Source organism: Microcoleus sp. N9_B4, from assembly GCF_036701635.1.
Classification (GTDB): domain Bacteria; phylum Cyanobacteriota; class Cyanobacteriia; order Cyanobacteriales; family Microcoleaceae; genus Microcoleus.
In genome coordinates, this window is record NZ_JAUBRC010000015.1 from 75,710 (window position 1) to 94,304 (window position 18,595).

Annotated in this window: 17 protein-coding genes; 6 read left to right on the forward strand and 11 right to left on the reverse strand. The window is 44.5% G+C overall.

Annotated elements, in window-relative coordinates; genetic code table 11:
- Window positions 1–50: 50 nt before the first annotated feature.
- From feoB to QUA43_RS12485, 3 genes are all read right to left on the reverse strand, one after another.
- Entirely contained in the window at window positions 51–2,393 is a 2,343-nt protein-coding gene (gene feoB, locus QUA43_RS12475) for a Fe(2+) transporter permease subunit FeoB (protein ID WP_333374223.1), read from the reverse strand.
- Complete coding sequence (locus tag QUA43_RS12480) at window positions 2,393–2,635, reverse strand: FeoA family protein (RefSeq protein ID WP_333374224.1); 243 nt, start codon at window positions 2,633–2,635, stop codon at window positions 2,393–2,395. The genes feoB and QUA43_RS12480 overlap by 1 nt, the downstream gene beginning before the upstream one ends.
- A gap of 158 nt (window positions 2,636–2,793) precedes the next feature.
- Window positions 2,794–3,171, reverse strand: a complete 378-nt coding sequence (locus tag QUA43_RS12485) for a FeoA family protein (protein ID WP_333374226.1) — start codon at window positions 3,169–3,171, stop codon at window positions 2,794–2,796.
- Window positions 3,172–3,648: 477 nt separating this feature from the next.
- Between QUA43_RS12485 and QUA43_RS12490 the strand changes: the two genes are divergently transcribed.
- Window positions 3,649–4,557, forward strand: a complete 909-nt coding sequence (locus QUA43_RS12490) for an alpha/beta hydrolase (protein ID WP_333374227.1) — start codon at window positions 3,649–3,651, stop codon at window positions 4,555–4,557.
- Window positions 4,558–4,637: 80 nt separating this feature from the next.
- Here QUA43_RS12490 and QUA43_RS12495 read toward each other — a convergent pair whose 3' ends face one another.
- From QUA43_RS12495 to QUA43_RS12515, 5 genes are all read right to left on the reverse strand, one after another.
- Complete coding sequence (locus QUA43_RS12495) at window positions 4,638–5,081, reverse strand: DUF4079 domain-containing protein (protein ID WP_333374229.1); 444 nt, start codon at window positions 5,079–5,081, stop codon at window positions 4,638–4,640.
- 194 nt (window positions 5,082–5,275) lie between these two features.
- Complete coding sequence (locus QUA43_RS12500) at window positions 5,276–6,067, reverse strand: WecB/TagA/CpsF family glycosyltransferase (protein WP_333374231.1); 792 nt, start codon at window positions 6,065–6,067, stop codon at window positions 5,276–5,278.
- 442 nt (window positions 6,068–6,509) lie between these two features.
- Window positions 6,510–7,880 (reverse strand): O-antigen ligase domain-containing protein, encoded by a 1,371-nt coding sequence (locus QUA43_RS12505; protein WP_333374232.1) that lies wholly within the window; start codon window positions 7,878–7,880, stop codon window positions 6,510–6,512.
- Window positions 7,881–7,985: 105 nt separating this feature from the next.
- The gene (locus QUA43_RS12510) at window positions 7,986–8,999 is read right to left on the reverse strand and encodes a glycosyltransferase family 4 protein (protein WP_333374234.1); all 1,014 of its coding nucleotides are present in this window, start codon (window positions 8,997–8,999) and stop codon (window positions 7,986–7,988) included.
- A gap of 588 nt (window positions 9,000–9,587) precedes the next feature.
- Window positions 9,588–10,778 carry a glycosyltransferase family 4 protein gene (locus QUA43_RS12515; RefSeq protein WP_333374236.1) on the reverse strand — a complete coding sequence of 397 codons (1,191 nt, stop codon included), beginning with the start codon at window positions 10,776–10,778 and terminating at the stop codon, window positions 9,588–9,590.
- Between the two features lie 1,057 nt (window positions 10,779–11,835).
- Here QUA43_RS12515 and QUA43_RS12520 point away from each other — a divergent pair.
- Window positions 11,836–12,183, forward strand: coding sequence for a hypothetical protein (locus QUA43_RS12520; RefSeq protein ID WP_333374238.1), 348 nt, complete (start codon window positions 11,836–11,838; stop codon window positions 12,181–12,183).
- 153 nt (window positions 12,184–12,336) lie between these two features.
- Here QUA43_RS12520 and QUA43_RS12525 read toward each other — a convergent pair whose 3' ends face one another.
- Window positions 12,337–13,017: a CPBP family intramembrane glutamic endopeptidase gene (locus QUA43_RS12525; RefSeq protein ID WP_333374240.1), complete on the reverse strand. Its 681-nt coding sequence runs from the start codon at window positions 13,015–13,017 to the stop codon at window positions 12,337–12,339.
- Between the two features lie 466 nt (window positions 13,018–13,483).
- Here QUA43_RS12525 and QUA43_RS12530 point away from each other — a divergent pair, with 466 nt between their 5' ends.
- Together QUA43_RS12530 and QUA43_RS12535 are read left to right on the forward strand one after the other, a co-directional pair.
- Window positions 13,484–15,073 (forward strand): Hsp70 family protein, encoded by a 1,590-nt coding sequence (locus tag QUA43_RS12530; RefSeq protein ID WP_333374241.1) that lies wholly within the window; start codon window positions 13,484–13,486, stop codon window positions 15,071–15,073.
- A 73-nt stretch (window positions 15,074–15,146) separates the two neighbouring features.
- Window positions 15,147–15,974, forward strand: coding sequence for a YwqG family protein (locus QUA43_RS12535; RefSeq protein ID WP_333374242.1), 828 nt, complete (start codon window positions 15,147–15,149; stop codon window positions 15,972–15,974).
- 189 nt (window positions 15,975–16,163) lie between these two features.
- On the opposite strand, the gene QUA43_RS12540 is transcribed toward QUA43_RS12535, so the two are convergent.
- Together QUA43_RS12540 and QUA43_RS12545 are read right to left on the reverse strand one after the other, a co-directional pair.
- Window positions 16,164–16,685: a L,D-transpeptidase gene (locus QUA43_RS12540; RefSeq protein ID WP_333343086.1), complete on the reverse strand. Its 522-nt coding sequence runs from the start codon at window positions 16,683–16,685 to the stop codon at window positions 16,164–16,166.
- Between the two features lie 101 nt (window positions 16,686–16,786).
- Complete coding sequence (locus QUA43_RS12545; protein ID WP_333374244.1) at window positions 16,787–17,425, reverse strand: bifunctional 4-hydroxy-2-oxoglutarate aldolase/2-dehydro-3-deoxy-phosphogluconate aldolase; 639 nt, start codon at window positions 17,423–17,425, stop codon at window positions 16,787–16,789.
- Between the two features lie 143 nt (window positions 17,426–17,568).
- Here QUA43_RS12545 and QUA43_RS12550 point away from each other — a divergent pair, with 143 nt between their 5' ends.
- Together QUA43_RS12550 and QUA43_RS12555 are read left to right on the forward strand one after the other, a co-directional pair.
- Window positions 17,569–17,883: a hypothetical protein gene (locus QUA43_RS12550; RefSeq protein ID WP_333374246.1), complete on the forward strand. Its 315-nt coding sequence runs from the start codon at window positions 17,569–17,571 to the stop codon at window positions 17,881–17,883.
- Between the two features lie 56 nt (window positions 17,884–17,939).
- Window positions 17,940–18,581: a hypothetical protein gene (locus QUA43_RS12555; protein ID WP_333374247.1), complete on the forward strand. Its 642-nt coding sequence runs from the start codon at window positions 17,940–17,942 to the stop codon at window positions 18,579–18,581.
- Window positions 18,582–18,595 lie beyond the last annotated feature (14 nt).

Here is an 18,595-nt window from a genome sequence, read left to right on the forward strand (position 1 = left end):
TCCTTTGTTTGATTCTTAAACGAAGTTAACAGTCAACAGTTAACAGTCAACTAACTACTGATTGCTTGCCGTCGTTTTGATCGTTTTCTACCAGCTAGTTTGAATGCCACAAGAGTCAAGCCCATAGCTATGATTAGTATGACAATGCAAATCAGAGATGAGTCTGGATGCTCTGAAAATGTGGCTATTTGATAGTATCCAACTGCTGTGAAATAGGCGACACCAGTAGTCCATAGACCCGCGAATACAGTCCATCCTAAGTTAGTTTCACGGTAAAGTGCGGCCGTTGCGGAGACGCAGGGAAAGTACAGCAATACAAACAGCAAATAAGCAAAAGCTGCTTGATTGGAACGGAACCGCTGGGACATTTGTCCGTAGGTGCTACCAGAGATACCTTGATCTTCTTCTGCTTGTTTTTGATCTGTAATATTGGCTGAACTTAAGCCGAGGGGATCGAAAAGTTGACCGGGAAGTTTTGTTAGATTCTCTGGTATGCTGAAAAATGCTTTGCCGATATTTCCCCAGAAGCTAAATTCTTCTTCTTCTTTCTCCGGTTCTCCACTTGCTGCTTTTTGTTCGTCTTCTAGTTGGGTGTACAAGGAATCTAAGGTTCCAACCATTACTTCTTTGGCAAATACTCCTGTTAGCAAACCGACGGTGGCGGGCCAGTTTTCTTGGGTGATTCCCATTGGTGTAAATACAGGTGTTGCCGCGCGGCCGACTGCACTAAGAATTGAGTCTTTGCTGTTGTCTTTGCCGAAGGAACCGTCGGTGCCCACTGAGCTCATGAATCCTAGTATAACCACCATGATCACGATCGCAATTCCGGCCTTTGTGATAAAAGCTTTCAGCCTGTCCCAAGTACGCAGCAGCACTCCTTTGAGCTTGGGAATGTGGTAGGGTGGCAATTCCATCACAAAAGGCGCAGCTTCTCCTTGGAGGATGGTATTCTTGAGGATTAGTCCGGTGAGAACAGCGGCTAGAATTCCGATTAGGTAAAGTCCTAATACCATGTTTTGACCGCCGACTTGGAAGAATGCGCCGCAAAATAGGGCGTAAACTGCTAATCTGGCGCTGCAAGACATGAATGGATTCATCATAATCGTCATTGTACGATCGCGCTTATTTTCCAATGTCCGCGTCGCCATAATTCCGGGGATGTTGCAGCCGAAACCGACCATCATCGGCACAAAAGATTTACCAGGAAGTCCGACAAATCGCATTAATCTGTCCATAACAAAGGCAGCCCGTGCCATGTAGCCGGAGTCTTCTAAAACTGACAAACACAAAAACATCATCCCAATTTGGGGGATAAATGTAGATGTGGTTTGAATGCCACCACCAGCACCTTTTGCGAGAATTCCAATCAACCATCCTGGTGCGCTGATACTTTCTAAAATTTTAGCGAAACCATCTACAAAAATTGTCCCCAAGGCGATGTCAAAAAAGTCGATAAACACTGCACCAACGTTAATCGAAATGGTGAACATTAGGTACATTACCGCTAAGAATACGGGAATGCCTAAGAAACGGTTGAGAACAATTTGGTCAATTTTGTCGGAAACGTTGGTTTTGACTTCCCTAGAACATTCGGCGACGCCTTGGGTTAGGTTGCGGATGAAGGTGTAACGGCTGTCGGCGATGATAATATCGAGGTCGTCATCGAGGGTTTCATGGACTCGGCGGCGGTGCGGAACGACGATTTTTTCGAGTTCTGTACTGGCGAGTTCGGGGGCGACTTCATCCTGATATTCTAACAGCTTCAGGGCTGTCCAGCGGGCATCGACGTTGCGATTTGGGCTGTGTTTTTCGATGTGCGGGATGAGTTGGCCGATCGCATCTTCGATCGCAGCCGGATAAGCGACATAGGCAGATGGTACGATCGGCTGAGACAGCGCCCGATTAATCGCATCACGCAACAGAGGCACTCCGTCATTTGAGGAAGCACTCATCGGCACTACCTTACAGCCGAGGCGTTCTGCAAGTTTATTGACATTGATTTTGAAATCCCGTTCTTTGGCAACATCCATCATATTCAGCGCCAAAATTGTCGGTACGCGCATCTCCAAAATTTGGGTAGTGAGATACAAATTGCGCTCTAAATTAGAAGCATCAACAATATTAATAATTACGTCAGCTTCCCCAGATAGCAAATAATCTCGCGCTACCAATTCATCGAGTCCAGTATCTCCATCTTCCGCATCAAGAGAATAAACTCCCGGTAAGTCAACAATCGTAATTGCTAAACCATCGTGAGTGTATTTTCCCTCTTTGCGTTCGACAGTTACTCCAGGCCAATTACCTACTCGCTGGTTAGCACCAGTCAGGGCATTAAATAAGGTAGTTTTGCCACAGTTAGGATTGCCTACCAATCCAATAATTTGCTTAGCCATTATTTAACCTCTTCTACAAATAGAGTTTTAGCTTCATCTTTGCGTAAACTGAGTTTGAAACCCCGCACGAGGATTTCGATGGGATCTCCCAAAGGTGCGTAGCGGGTGATCGTAAATTCAGTTCCCGGTGTCAGCCCCATTGCCAACAATTTGCCTTTGTAACCTCTGGCTGTTTTCTCGTAGCCAATGACGCGGCCGATTGCGCCGACAGCCAAATCCCCTAGTTGTTTTTTCTCGTTCATCTGTTGTTTGAATGCAGTCTAAATTGGTAAAAATTCCATGAAATTTCAGAATCTGTGAACATCTCTCTTTTCTCGGACTCTGCGCCCTCGGCGCCCTCTGCGGTTAATAAAAAAAATCTTTTTACCAATGAAATAGGATTGCTGTAGATGCAATTTTTTTATGGCAATTTTGAATTCCTACACATAATTTTCTGTGCCATCCCTGCCCCCAAACCGATGCGGTTGTCCCCAATTGCCACGATGACGGAACCGCCAGAGGTGCTAACGATTTGAACTTCAATAGTGGGGACTAATCCCATACCAATCAGACGGCGTACCGTGCCTTCTGAACCTTTGAGTTTGACAATCTGCAGTGTCTCGCCGATGCTTGCCATTGCTAGGGGAAATGATTTACCTTCACCCAAAGCAGGCTGAGTTTCTGTGCTGCTGTCTTCGCTTTGAGAGACTTCTGGTGTCTCGCCGTAAAAGGTGAAGCCCCCGAAAGACTTGGGGTTTAACTCTTGCTTCTGTTGGCTGTATGCTTGGTTTTGTTTCATGGCTCTTCTCACAGTCGATCAGTTTTAGCAACAAGTTTTTTGACGTTACTCGCACGATCTATTTGAGATATATTCTCAATACGATCGGCGCGGAATCACAGGTATTGCTAAAGTCGGAGCTTCAGCTTACTTGTTTCCTTGGGATATTTCGGATACGGCTGTTCCCCGCAGTCAGAAATTTGACGGTTTTTTGCGCTCAAGAGTTGAAATATATCTTGGGTTAGATGCCAATTCCCGGTGGAACTGATTCCTCGTCAGACTTACTGCTCTTCAGCATCTTATCTGAAAAACTGTTTATTAGCAACTATTCTCAAATAACTTAACAGGAAGTGAACAAACTCAGCCTTTGCGGGTACGGATCGATACTAAATTGCCATCGCATTTTAATGCTGGGATCGCCCGAAGCCCTAAAATAGCGATCGAGCATATATACTTAACCCGCTCCCGCCCCTACCGATTCACAATTTATCAAGAATTATGCCAGCAAGTTTTCTGCCAAAATCGATCGCACAATTAACCGAATCTACCTCAATTGCCTTAGCCCACAGCATTCAACGAGAGGCAATTACAACGAGTCTCAGCCAGCAGCCAATTGCCACCACCTACGTGCGCCAAGGCAGTGGCAACACCCCTATTTTGCTAATTCACGGCTTCGACAGTTCCCTGTTTGAATTCCGCCGCCTGTTGCCGCTGCTGGCTGCCGAAAATGAAACTTGGGCGGTTGATTTGTTGGGCTTTGGCTTTACAGAAAGAGCGGCAGGTTTGGCATTCAGCGCGAGGGCAATTGAAAGTCACCTTTACTATTTTTGGAAAACGCTAATTTCGCAGCCTGTAATCTTAGTCGGTGCTTCAATGGGAGGTGCAGCAGCAATTGATTTCACTCTCAATTATCCCGAAGCTGTCAAACAATTAGTGTTAATAGATAGCGCAGGTTTTGCCATCAGTTCTAATAAGGGAAAGTTTTTAATTCCTCCTTTAGGATATTTGGCAACTTCATTTTTGCGAAATCCCAAAATCCGCCAGCGAATTAGCGTCAATGCTTATTTCGATAAAAATTTGGCTTCTGTTGACGCTCAAACTTGTGCTGCTTTACACTTGGAAATGCCCAACTGGAATCAAGCTTTAATTGCGTTTACCAAAAGTGGCGGTTATGGTGGTTTTGGGGGAAAATTATCGCAAATTCAGCAGCAGACGCTGATTTTGTGGGGAAAACAAGACCGGATTTTGGGGACGGCGGATGCAGAAAAGTTTGCAAGGGCGATCGCAAATTCTCAACTAATTTGGATACCCGACTGCGGGCACGTTCCCCACTTAGAAAAGCCACAGACTACCGCGCAGCATATTTTAGAATTCATCACCAAAAGCGGACTCACGCAAAAAAAATAAACTTAGGGTGCGCTGCGGCGCACCTTACATATATGGTTTCCCTGGCACATTGGTATAGTTTGAGGTCAAATAGACAGGTTTCAAACTTTCGGCAAATACTTTTGTACTATCGTCCATCCTGTGAACAACACAGTCACAAATCCCCCCAACAAGGCTAAATTAGTGCCGATGTGGAGGGGACGCGCCCAAGGATGTTTAGGACCAATTTGCAGGCCGCTGCCAACAGAAACCAACACCAAAGCTACAACAGCTAACCCCGCTGGTAAATGAGCCGAGTGACCCAAATTACCGTAGTATCCTAGCGTACCGACTACACCAATTCCCAGCAGTAAAATTACCAAAGTCGCCATCCCCGCACCAGTGGCTAAATGAAAGGGACGCAGCCATTTTGGGCGCGGTTGTTTGGTACTCCTAGCGGCAAACATCCACGTTCCAGTAACGGCCAGCAACAGGTAAGCCAACAGGGAAACACCCATTGACCAAGCCGCTATTTTCCACAACCACAAGAAAGAAGGCAGATTCATCGGTTGCATCCCTAATTAGGATTTTCCACAAAAGGTTTCACTCCGATTTTACCTGGACTTGAAAGCAAAAATGAATAATTTTGAGAGAAAGTGCGATCGGACTATCCACAGCTTGCTTCCGTCTTACCTTGAAGTCAAACCCACTTTCTCAGATACTCAGCTTAATTTACGCTATAGATTCGTGGCTCACCTTTTTAGGAGCCACCTTTCCATTCTAGCTCCCCGGTTTTGCTGTCGAAGGGCATTTTATAAAACCCTAATTTTTGTTCTAAGATTAATCGGAAAAAAGGCAGACCTTCAATTAAATATCTTTTCCACAACCTTCTCGGTTCACTTAAGAGTCGGTACGCCCATTCTATGCCGACTTCGCTCATCCATTTGGGAGATCTTGCTTTGCAACCAGCCTCAAAATCAATGGTTGCACCTACTGCTAAGAAAATTTTGACGTGCGTTAATTTGCTCTTGTATTTAACCAGCCACTTCTCTTGCTTGGGCGCTCCCACTCCTATGGCCAGGACTGTAGCTCCTGATTTATTGATCGTGTCTATTATTTTTTCACACTCTTCCTCATTGTTTTCAAAACCAAAAGAAGGAGAATGTGCTTCAACCACTATTTCTCTACCAATTTTTTGGTTGATTTTTTCTTGGGCTTTCTTAGCAATACCTTCTGCTGCTCCTAGTAAAAATATTTTCATCTTCTGGTTATCTTTATGATACATATAAAATGCAGGGAACAAGTCAGAACCAGAAATTTTTTCTTTGATAGGAGTACCCAAAAACTTGGAGGCATACATCAATATTTGACTGTCGCAGACTCTATAAGTAGATGTATTATAAGCTTCATAGAACTCGCGGTCATACTGCAACTTAATCAAGTGGTCTACATTAGGTGTAAATACGACACCACCTTCGCAGTCGAGTTTTTCAAACAACTCTGTGATTGACAAGTTATCTATCGAGACATTCAATAAATTAACTGTTTTCATTTATGATGCCCTTCCCGCTTTATATTAAACTACAACTCAAACTATTATAACCCACAATACAGTTTCGTGTTTTAAGTACCTGGGTGCTTCAGTGAACATACTTTTCTCAGTATATCCTCCTACACCCTGCCTGTCTAGTGAGGATTTTTAAAGATTATGTAAAGAATCAGCTCGTTTTAGAAAAAGTGTATAAAGCCCATTTTTGAGTTTATAACTCGCAACACAGTTTCCAGAAAAAAGCCATCCTGTGCTAACACTTGTTGAAGCCTTGCAAATGAATGTAAAAAAGAGTTTATGAGATTAAGATTTTAACCTAGTGAGAAATATCTCGCAACTTCCGAACTGGAGTTCCTGCAAAAGTGGTAAATTTTTGAGTTTTTGTCTCCAGGGAAGGCAAGATAGTTTCAAGCTTGAAGTGAAGCAGCGATCGCATTCCCGAAAATCATCCTGATTTTTGGTGAACCAGCGACTGTCTTCTTGCGGGCGAACTGGTTTTCTTGGCCTTAAGACTTTCTGGAGCTTTTAAGACCAGTCCTGATATTCCTCCAGCAATCAGCGCAAAAATTGGGTTAGTCATAGCGTTCAAAACACAGTCAAAGACGTACATAGTTAAGGCTACTCCCAGGGCAGCAGCGGGCGCTACTTTGGGATTAGACCAGGTTCTGGCGGGATACTTGAACACGCAAAAGACGATAACAGGAAGTAACAATGAAGAAAATAAACTAACTAAACCGACTGCACCGTTGATACCAAATGCAATAATCCATAAGCTGTCGGTGACCGAGATATCATCACCGTACTCGTTGTACACGCGGTTGCCGCCAGAATCTCCCCAACCAAACATAAATCTTTGCCGCGCCTTTTCCCCCAATATCTCTTCATTGTCAAATCTAAATCTCAGAGAGCCGGCTCGTTCTTCGCCAAATATTTGAGTGATGAAGTCAATCACGTCTTTGCTCGAAAATTGACCCGATGCAGCTATGTAGAGATAAAACACTATATATCCAATTATTAAGAGCAGGGGCAAAGAGGTGCGAAAAAACTTGGCAGAGAATAATACGAGCAACGCCATTGCAAATAAACTGTAGGCGCCCGTAGAACGGCAGAGGAAAAAAGCGATAGTTAATATAATTGCTAAAGTCTTGATGTTACGACCCATAAACTTTTTGAGCACCCCAGTTTGCCACAGCCAAACAGCCATTAAGGCGGCTGTCATCATCCACAGGCCCACCATCAAACCGTGCTGCATAAATACTACTGGTCTCCACCCCCCCAAACGCCTTGCTTGACCCCAGTCCTCAAAGGCATTGACGCCGTAAATCATTTGGTGCAGAATTGGGCCCCTAACCCCTTCAACTAAAGTAAAAGGAATGTAGGCTAACCCACCTGCAAAAATCCCGATCGCCAATTGTCGCAGCCCGTCTAAACTACCCACATACAAGCGTCCTAAAAAATAAGGCAGACCCCAAATAACGATTTGGTTGACAGTCGGAGAAATCGGGCTGCCACCATTACTAACTTGTGAAACAATTGGACACAAACAGTAAATTACCATTGGCACGTCCAGCCAACCGGGCTTAAAAGAGGTGAGGCGCGCAGTATCGTAGATCAGAGTCCCCAGCAAAATGCCGTAGCAAGCTGCAGAGATTTTGGTATACGGTGGCAATGAGGGGATGGGATAAGAAGCTTGCGGTAAAAAAAGCCACGCTGCTACAAAACTTATAATTACCGCCCGCTGAGCCGGAAACCTCACAAACAGGTAACAAACGACTGGAATAAAGCCGAACATAGCCAGTGGGATTAATGCAACCATAGGTTTTTTTTGGCAGTAAAATTATAGAAAGAGAACTCAAATTGCCCGATAAAAATTCTCGATTAAACGATCGCCCAACCCCAATCTTTTAAATCAACCTCAATTTTACGTCTTGTTCGTTAATTGTGCCTGACGTTCCAAAGCAGTGTACAGTGCAGCCTCGAAGAGATTAGTTGCATCCTCCCAGGTATAATTTATCACCGTCTGCAAAGCAGTCTCGGACATGGCGCGCCATTCGGCATCAGACAACTGACAAATCTGCTCGATCGCTTTTGCCATATCCTCTGGGTCTTCTGGCTTGACAAGTATGCCACCCCCCCCAGCAAGTAGTTCCGGAGCCGCACCAGCAGGAGTGCCGATGACAGGAGTGCCACAAGCCATAGCTTCTAAAATTGGCAAGCCGAAGCCTTCGGATCTGCTGGAAAACAGCCAAGCATCGCATTTGCTGTAATAATCTTTTAGTTGCTCTTGACTAGGTTCTTTATTATACTCAGTACCTTCAGGCAGCAAATGGGGAAGAGGACTATCGTGGCCAGAACTAAATGCAACTAAACGAAGGTTAGGAATTTTTTTAGCAGCTATAGAGAAAGCTTTCAGGGCAATATCGCAGCCTTTCCAAGGAGTTGTAGTATAGTACATCCCGACAGTAGGAACTAATTGCTTGCCTCGCGGCTGCTTCCCTCGCGACTGGGGGTCGTAAAATTGTTTGGTGTCCACGGTGGGAGGGACAAGAGATACAGACAAATCGCCGTATTCATTCCGAGCTATGTCGGCCAGCCACTGGGCCACAGCGATTTTGTGCATCGGCAGCCGCCAAGTTGCCTCTACTCGACCTTGTGGTACGTTGTCAAAAGCCTCATAATGTGGGAAAAAATATACTTTCGTTCCTTTCCTCGGAGAGAGTTTGGCCACCCACTCGGCAGTTTCCCACCAAGTAGCCATGACAATATCGGCATCAGGTACGTCAAGGTCAGTAATTGGACGGTTGGTTTCGATAACTCGACTTTCGACATCTACCTTGTCAAAGTGAGACTTTTGTGTCTTGGGAGCGGACTGCCAACCCCTACCCCTCAGCAGCCATCGCAATTGTTGGATTAAAGTCGGTTGCGGCAGGGGCATAGAGACAATAAATATTTTGTGTCCTCTTTTGCAGCAGTTCTGTGTAGATACATAAAACCCTCATGCTACGTGTAAGACTAAGGGTAGGCAGGACAAAAGTAATTTTCATGAATAGATACTGAAGATTGATACTGGTTAAAACTCCTCCTTAAAGCAATTTGGCACTTACCAGCCTCTGTTTGGCTTTTCTGCGGGGTGGGGTTCTCTGCTGGAAGCGATCGTAACTCGATAGTCGAGCCGATCTTACTTTGTCGTCAGGGACTTTTCCCAATTATAAATCGGCAGATGTTTGACGACTAGACAAGTTTAACCTGTGATGCAAGCCAGGGGCTTTCCTCTCGTTTTCCGGTAACGGAGCCAGCCTTAAAACCTCCGTTGCACTCTAATTCAGATTTTGGCAGATCAATTTATAACCATTATTCCCTTGTCGCTGCGGTCAGAATTCGTGTCGAGACTGCCACGTAGAAAACAGGAAACGGGCGATTTTACTTGTGGCAGAAACACCCCACCAAACGATATTGAGTTTCTGCCCAGAAATCCGGCGCCGAAAATCCCCGTAGCGCCGAATTTCAAATGGCGGCGCTGCACTTAGCATTCAACCGGAATTTTTTCGTCCTCATAGTAGTGAGATAAGCAATCTATGTGAACGTCGCGGTCTTTGTAGGGAGATAAGCGGTCTATGTGAACGTCGCGGTCTTTAGATTTGTCTACAGCAACTTTCAATGCCGCTTCAAAATGATCCGTGGCATCTTCCCACGTATAATTGTTCACCTTGGCATAGGCGGCTTCAGACATGGCTTGCCACTTGGAATTTCGCAACTGACAGATAGACTCTATGGCTTTTGCCATTTCTTCGGGATCTTCAGGTCTTACAAGTATGCCTGTACCCCCGCTCAAAATTTCAGGAGCAGCGCCTGCTGGGGTACTGATGACGGGAGTGCGGCACGCCATCGCTTCGATAATAGGCAAGCCGAAGCCTTCTGAGCGGCTCGCCAGCAACCAGGCATCGCATTTGCTGTAATAGTCTTTGATTTTGTCTTGGTCGGGTTGAATTACATACTCGGCATTGGCCGGTAGGGGCAATTCCGAGGATGGGGCCCCTGTACCGAAGGCAACCAGACGCAGGTTGGGGATATTTTCTGCCGCTAGGGAAAAAGCTTTGAGGGCGATGTCAGTTCCTTTCCAGTAGATCGTAGAGTACATTAGACCAACTGTAGGAACCGATTGTTTGTTGCGAGGACAGGCGTAAAATTGCTTGGTGTCCACGGTAGGAGGAGCTAAGGAAACTTGGCGATCGCCATATTTCGTCCTAGCTAGCTCAACTAACCACTCAGAAATCGTAATTTTGTGCATGGGCAGCATCCAAGTTGCTTCTACTCTTCCTTGAGGTAGATAGTCAAAAATTTCGTGGTGCTGGATAAAATAAGCTTTTGCTCCTTTGCTAGGAGAGAGTTTGGCTACCCACTCGGCGGTTTCCCACCAGGTGGCAACTACTACGTCAGCGTCAGGTACATCTTTGTCTTCTACCGGGCGCCAGCGATCGGTCATTTTGTGTTCTACACCTAAGTTATCGAAAAATGAGGGTTCGTTTTCAGGTGGGGAAATCCAACCTCTTCCCCGCAGCAGCGACTTGACTTGCTGGCGCATACTCGGCTGGGGACGGGGTAAAGAGATGACGAACACGGAGTGTCCTCGCTTTCTCAAAAGTTCTGCGAAAATAGATATTACTCGTATTCCACCAGTCAGAGACAGAGTAGGAAGAACAAAGGTGATTTTCATTTTTAAGTCCCGCTGAAGACTTTAACTCGCTTTCGGCGCTGCTACCAGCGCTGATGTTAGAGTTCAAAAGGAAAGAGGGGCGGGTGAATATTAATTACCGCTTTCCTGGTGTTTACATAGAATCCAACCGATCGACTGTTCGTAACACCCCAATATCTATCTGCAAAAACTTCACTGTCGTTGCATTGATAATAACGATGGATGTGACCGCGAAACAGTTCCCCTTGGGATAATTTGCAGGTCAGCGAAATTTCATCCTGAAGATAGATACATCATCAAATAGTAGCTTTTTTCGCCACAAAAACCAAGCTAGACAACAGCATCTGTTAAAGATAACATCCTTTACTATACAACAGACAAGGATGTACGGTAAACCGAATATCAGCCAACTTTTAATGTGGGGATAAAGGTAGCATTTGCCACAATATTCAGTAGATTGACATCGCCTTTGGCAAAATTTTATACTGAATTAAAGAGGGAGATTCTTACCTTGAGAATGTTGAGTCCTCCATCGCTGCAATAGATTTAAACATCGATCGGTAGCTTTGATTTTTTGGTAACAGTCCTCTAGGTATTGCTTGACACAATATCCTATTGTGTCAGGATTCAGACATGGTAGTTTTCTCAGATACTTACAGGGGCGAGCGCGCGAATGAGCGTCGTGGACGCGCGAATGAGGAGAGAAACCCTGTTTTTCAAGCGATATCCCTCGCCCTCACTTGTCCTATATTTGTGAAACAACCCGGTTGATACGTCCACTGTTTGAAAAAATAGGTTTCCCAATCGTGCTACAGAACATAGAGTTTCACCGATATAAATTTAGTTAGCTGCCTGAGTTTTAAATTTTTTAATAAAAGGCGATCGCCTGAAAAAATTCCCAAAAGAGACTGCCACTGCGGGGCAGAGTATATGTAGCGTTACTGCCAAATTCCTGTCTAAGTAATTACCGTAACACAACTTCAGCAGCAAATTATCAAATGACCCTATAAAGATCAAAGGAATACTCAAGGTTGATCGGCCTATATCGTGCAAACCTTGACTCCTAAGCAGCGACTTCGTGGTATGTATCAAACGATTTCGCGTACAAAAAATTTCATGTTATGAAATCATCATTTTTCCTGAGTTTGCAATTGCGGATGACAATCGGTGTGCTCTTGGGGGCCCGGCCGCCGATGCTTGTAGCGATATGTTGGCCAGTTTTTATGGAGCTAAAATTATGCGATCGCAAGCAAAACCAAACCTAGAATTAAAAGCAGATGCCTTAACGAAAAGCATCTTCCGGTGGGAAGATATTAACGTTCGATTATTGCACAGCATCAGTCAAGAGCTCAGTACAATCAGCATCAATGCCAGCAAACACTTGTCGCTGCTAGTTGGCATCAACCGCAGCTACAGCCACATATAGCTGGCAAAAGCTTACAATTTATCAGGGTACACGATCGCCTGTGGCAGTGCCACGCCGCCCGGATGATGGGGAAAGAGATTAATCTGGAGAGTGAGTTGGGAAAAAGGTCAATTTTTACTGTATAATTGCCAGGAATAGTCGCTGAAAAAGCAGCTAGTTAAAGAGAATTTGCCAACCAATAGTTGCCAAGGCTAAATCGGCGATCGCGTGGCTGATATAACTAGACCAAAGCGAACGGTAAGTCAGATAACACTGCGACCAAATTATCCCGGCGGCGAAGACAGCTAACGAGCCTAAGAGAACAGCCTGCCAGTCGCTGTAAGCTGCTATTACAAAAATGTGGTGGAGCGTGAAAAATAGCGAACTCAGAAATATTGCTTTTGTGCCCGGTATGAGAATCTGGCACTTGTTGCAGACAAACCACCGCCAAGTAAATTCTTCAATCAGCGAGTTGACTAGCACGAAATATGCTTCTACAATCAAGTAAATAGTAGGGCTGCTAATACCTAATTGGTACGATTTTTCTTTAGCAACTACAGCATCGATCCAGTGCTGACCAAAAAGGCTATAGATACCCACAATTACCGCAAACATGAATATTCCCCAAATAGATCCAGCCAGCAATTCTTGGCGCTTGGGTAGGGATAAACTGAGCTTTTCGCGATCGACAAAAACAGACCACGCGATCGGAAAAACTAGCAACCAAACTTGACAAAAGACTGACAGTGTTTGTCCCCAGCCTCCCGGGGCAATATACAAGCCTGCTATGATACCAATACTAGCAACAGGGACAAGCAGTGTTAGAGCCAATAGTGCTGTTTTGCGATCGCCCATGTCCAACATTTTTCACGCTTTATTTGAAAATTGGATTGATATCAAAGGTAAAAGCTTGGTGGCGGCGAAGAGATTATACCACTTTCAAGAAACAATGCAACTGTATGGCCAATTCCCAACCCTTATGCAGTTAGTCATTCTCAAGTTTTTAATCTAAAATGGTATGAGTTTTGTGCAGTTTACAAAATTTGCGCTTATTTGTTGCAAATAAAAATATGCAGTTGCACAAAATTGAAGACTCCGCCGCTAAAGCTGTTCCGGTTGCAACAAAGTCTTTATTCAAGCACTATTTGAGAATCTATAGCCATCCTAAATGAGTCGTCAACTTTTTACCCCACCCCAACCCTCCCCTTATCAAGGGGAGGGAGTAAGAAATTCACAAATGATTTAGGCTTGCTATATTTGCATTTACCACTCTAAATACCATAATATAATCTAATCCCTAGTAGCTGTGTATTTTGGCTGAATGACGATCGCAATTGATTTTGGAACTAGCAACACCGTCGTCGCTCGCTGGAATCAAGCCCTCCAGCAGCCCGAAACTTTGAAATTACCGGGATTGTCGGCAATCTCGGCTCAAAATCCGCCCCTAATTCCCAGTTTACTCTACGTTGAGGACGCTGCTCAAAGTAAAGTCATACTCGGTCAGCAAGTCCGCGACAAAGGCCGGGATTTGAGTGGAGATTCTCGGTTTTTTCGCAATTTTAAGCGGGGAATTGGCACTTCTGTTCAGGGTTTTGTGCCGGAACTTGACGGGCAACTTATTACTTTTGAACAAGTAGGTGAGTGGTATTTGAGCCAAATTGTGAACTCAATTCGCGAACTGCCTTTGCCGATCGACTCTTTGATTTTTACAGTGCCGGTAGATAGTTTTGAAGCTTACCGCCATTGGTTGGGCAAAGTGTCTCAATCTCTGCAAGTAGAACAGGTGCGGATGGTGGACGAACCTACGGCGGCTGCTTTGGGTTACGGTTTAGCCGATCGCGAAAATCTGTTAGTCATTGATTTCGGTGGCGGAACTCTCGATCTTTCTTTGGTGCGTTTGGACGCTTCCTCCAACAAAAAGCCCCTCGGTTTTATTCTTAAGTGGGGCGAAAAGCTATTAGCTGAATCTTCAGCGCAAAAAACAAAAGTTGCCCGGGTTTTGGCTAAAGCCGGACAAAATTTAGGCGGTTCTGATATTGATAATTGGCTGGTTGACTATTTTGTGCAAACAAAAGGGCTGGCAAAATCTCCGATTACAACGAGATTGGCAGAACGGTTAAAGATTCAATTGTCTTTAGTGAATCAGGCAGTTGAGGTTTATTTTGATGACGAAAATTTTGAGAGTTACGAATTAGAATTAGATCGATCTCGTTTTGAATCTATCCTCGCCGAACATCAGTTTTTTGATAAACTCGACGAGTGCATGAATCAAGTATTGCAGCAAGCGCGGCGCCAAGGCTTAGAAATTGGCGATATCGATGCAGTTTTGCTAGTTGGGGGTACTGTACAAATTCCCGCTGTCGGGCGTTGGGTGCAGCAATATTTCGAGCCGGCAAAAATTCGCTGCGACAAACCCTTTGAGGCGATCGCCCAAGGTGCTCTGCAACTGAGTCAAGGCATAGAAATCAAAGATTTTCTCTATCATAGTTACGGCATTCGCTACTGGAACCGCCGCGACAATTGCCACAGTTGGCACAGTTTAATTAAATCCGGCCAGTCTTATCCGATGAGCGAACCGGTAGAATTAGTCTTGGGAGCTTCTTTAGAAAGTCAGCCAAGTATAGAATTAATTATCGGCGAATTGGGAGCGGAAACAGGGGGCACGGAGATATATTTTGACGGCGACAGGCTAATTACTCGCCAACTCGCGGGTCAAACATCGGTACAGCCCTTAAATGATAAAGATGGAGCTCGCAGCATCGCGCAATTGACGCCGCCTGGGTATCCGGGGAATGATCGTATAAAAGTTTTGTTCCGCGTTGACGAACAGCGCTTTTTGCGAATTACCGTGGAAGATTTGCTGACAAATGAAACTTTGTTAGAGGATAAACCCGTGGTGCAGCTAAGTTAAGGATAGACTTTACAGGTAAGGTGCGCTTCGGCGCACCCTACGGATTGCCTTCAAAACAAATTGTTAAAAGCAGATGAATTATAAACTAGAATGTTCACTCTCTCCAGAACTAGAAAAGTATCGCGACAGAATCGAAGCTACCATTAAACCTTACATCGAAATTCAAACCAAGAATAATGATGAAGTTAATTGGTGGCAGAGTAAATTTGGGGGATTTCCTTATTTACCTAAAGGCTTTGAGTATCCAAAAACTGCTGACGGTAAATATTTATTCTTGCTAGCACAAATCAACTTTTCTGAAGTACCGCCTTTAGATGGTTTTCCCGATCGGGGAATTTTGCAGTTTTATATACCCGACGATGACCTATATGGTTTAGATTTCGGCAATTACGCCAATGTAGATAATCCCGCAGTCGAACAAAAATTCAAAATAATCTATTTTCCTCAGCCCGACTTCCAAGTTGAAAACATTATTACCAATTATGATTTTTTGCCGAAACCCGAAGCTTTTCCTGTTGAAGGCTGTTGCAGCTTGCAATTTACTAAAAAATATGCGCCAATTAGTACCAGTGACTACAAATTTACCGAACAGTTAGGAGAAGAAATTGATGAGTTATTTCTAAATGATGAAATTAGGGATGAGTACCTGGAAATATCGTCTCCTTTTGGTCATAAAATAGGTGGTTATCCTGATTTTACACAAACCGACATAAGAGAATATAGTAGTAAGTGCGATCGGGAACACAAGTCAGACATTCTGTTATTCCAAATGGATAGCGATTGCAATGATACCGTAGATATCATGTGGGGAGATGTGGGTATAAGTAACTTTTTTATTGATGAATTAGCACTCAGAGAATTAGATTTTAGTGAGGTTTTATACAATTGGGATTGTAGTTAAAAACAGCAGTGAAGTAAGCAAGCTAAAAAAAACCAGAACTGATGAACTCCGATCGAAGAAACCGGGTTTTTGACCGAATCTACGGCTGTAACGCAGTATTTCCCAAAAAAACCCGGTTTCTGACCACCGGTGCATAAGTTCTAATAATGTTCGACTATGCCCGATGCCCGATGCCCAATTCCCAATTCCCTAAACCTGAGATTTGTGCACCACCACGGGTGTTCCCACCGAGGCCCATTCAAATAGCCATTTAGCGTGATTGACAGCTACATTTGTGCAGCCGTGAGTAACGGGATTGCCAAACAAATTGTGCCAGTAAGCGCCGTGAATTGCCATGCCTCCGTCGTAATACATTGTATAGGGAACGTCGGGCACGTCGTAGTCATCCCCAGTCATTCTAGTAACGCGGTGTTTGGTTTGAACGGCAAAGGTTCCCGTGCGGGTGGGAGTCGATGATTTGCCACTGGAAATAATCACCGCGTAAACGGGTGTATTTCCTTCCCAAGCTATTAATCTTTGTCTGGACAAATCTATTTCAATCCAGCGTTCGCTGGATTGCTGCAACAGCATAATTTTATTGGCAATTATGTTGTGCTGTTCGCTGGCAAATGCGGTCATTGAACCGCCGCAGAATGTAGCAAAAGTGAGGGCGCAGCCGGCACAGAAAGTTCCAGCGCGGCGGAAGTAAGTTGAGTTGATAATGCTGTTCATTTCTCACACCTCGTACTATTTTAGATTTTAGGTTATAGATTTTAGATTGGCTTGTCCTACTTTAGATTTTAGATTTGAAATGTTGGATTTGGAAACTGGACTTAACAAGTTGTTAAGTTTTGGGAGAGAGTTCGGGCAATTTGGGCGATCGCCCGCCAATCGCGATTTTCCACTAAGTGTTTAGGAAATAAGTCTCCGGCTAAACCCACGGCGATCGCCCCGGCGTCAATAAATACTTTGGCATTTTCCAGCGTCACCCCGCCAGTGGGAATTAAAGGAATGTTTCCCAGAGGGCCTTGCAGGCTTTTCAGGTAAGCCGCGCCTCCCAAAGCCGATATCGGAAACACTTTAACGCAGGTAGCGCCTGCTTGCCACGCGGTCACAATTTCCGTGGGAGAAAAAGCACCGGGGACGATCGGCACTCCGGCATCAACTGCTGTTTTAATCATCGCTAGATCGGTGTGCGGAGTAAACAGAAATTGAGCGCCGCAGTCTATTGCTTGTTGCAACTCTTCTAATTTTAATAAAGTGCCGGTACCAATACTAAAAGTTGGGAATTCGGAGCGGAGTTCGGCAATTAATTCAGCAGCTTTGTGGGTATTCCAAGTAATTTCAATAAACTGGATTCCTCCCGCTGCTACCGCTGATGCCATCTGCCAAGCGAGTTCCTTTTCCGAGGAACGGATGACTGCGATCGCGCGGTGTTTTTTTAGTAGTGTCAACCAAGATTGATGATTCATACAAGTTTAGATTTTAGATTTTAGATTTTAGATTTCAGCGTGAGCGCTCAATGGCAGAATTTTAAATTGGGAACATCCCAAATTTTAAACTCATATCATTATGACTCGCATCTAATTTTAATACAGCTTACTAACTTCGATATATGGCAATTTACAATATGCACGGCGTTCAATTTTTAACAGACAATCTAGGCAACAAAACCGCTGCAATTGTTAACCTCAAAGAACACAGTGCATTTTGGGCCGACGTGCTGGCTGAATGTGGCGAACCGACAGACTTTCAGTTTTTAGTTGATTCTCAAGGCGAAAAAATTGCGGTGCTACTTGACTTCGAGAAGCACGGCGAACTTTGGGAGGATGTTTACGACTGTCTGACTATTGAATCTAGAAAAGATGAACCAAGAGTTCCTTGGGAAGAAGTTACCCGTTGCTGCTCTCTACAAAAAAATGTAAACTAATATAGTCGTGTCTGCTGTGGGTGCAGCCTCCTGCGGCAAATTTTCTGGGAGATCTAATGAAGAATTCTGATGCAGCTACTCCTCTCAAGTCCCACGGAGTTAGTCGATTATTAATGCAGTTCGCTTGGGCTAACGTCTCGTTAAACATCGTTTCCCTGCTTTTAACTTCGGTGAAAGCAATTGCACCAACGATTGAGGCGTCGCTTCAAGGTTTGCAGCAGATTTTGTTGATTGTTACAATTCTTGTCGCCTTGATTTTGTTCGTGCTTTTTCTAGTCTGGCTATATCGCTTGCACGTCGATCTCAAGATTCTTTTCAATGATTATCCTATCACCCCAGGAGGAGCGATGGCAAGATTTCTCATACCGATATACAGTATATGGGGAATTTGGAATGCACTCTCAACATTTGCCAACAGATTTAATCAGGAAGGGGGAGAATTAGCAAAGTTTGCCGAGTATATAAATCCCCTGATCGGAGGGTTCTATGCTTTAACTATTACCTCAAATATGTTGAACCGTGAATTTTCAAGAATGCAGAGGCAGAGTCCAGAAATAGAGCCTTTATGGTTGTTCTTGCTTAATGATGTAGTAGGCCTGGGTTTGTCGGTCATGTTATTGCTAATGGTAAAAAGTATGAGCAGTGCCGTTGTTGCCAAAGCTCGTCAGCCAAAATCAGGCAGGACAATCAAGGTTTAGTAGGTAGGGGTAGG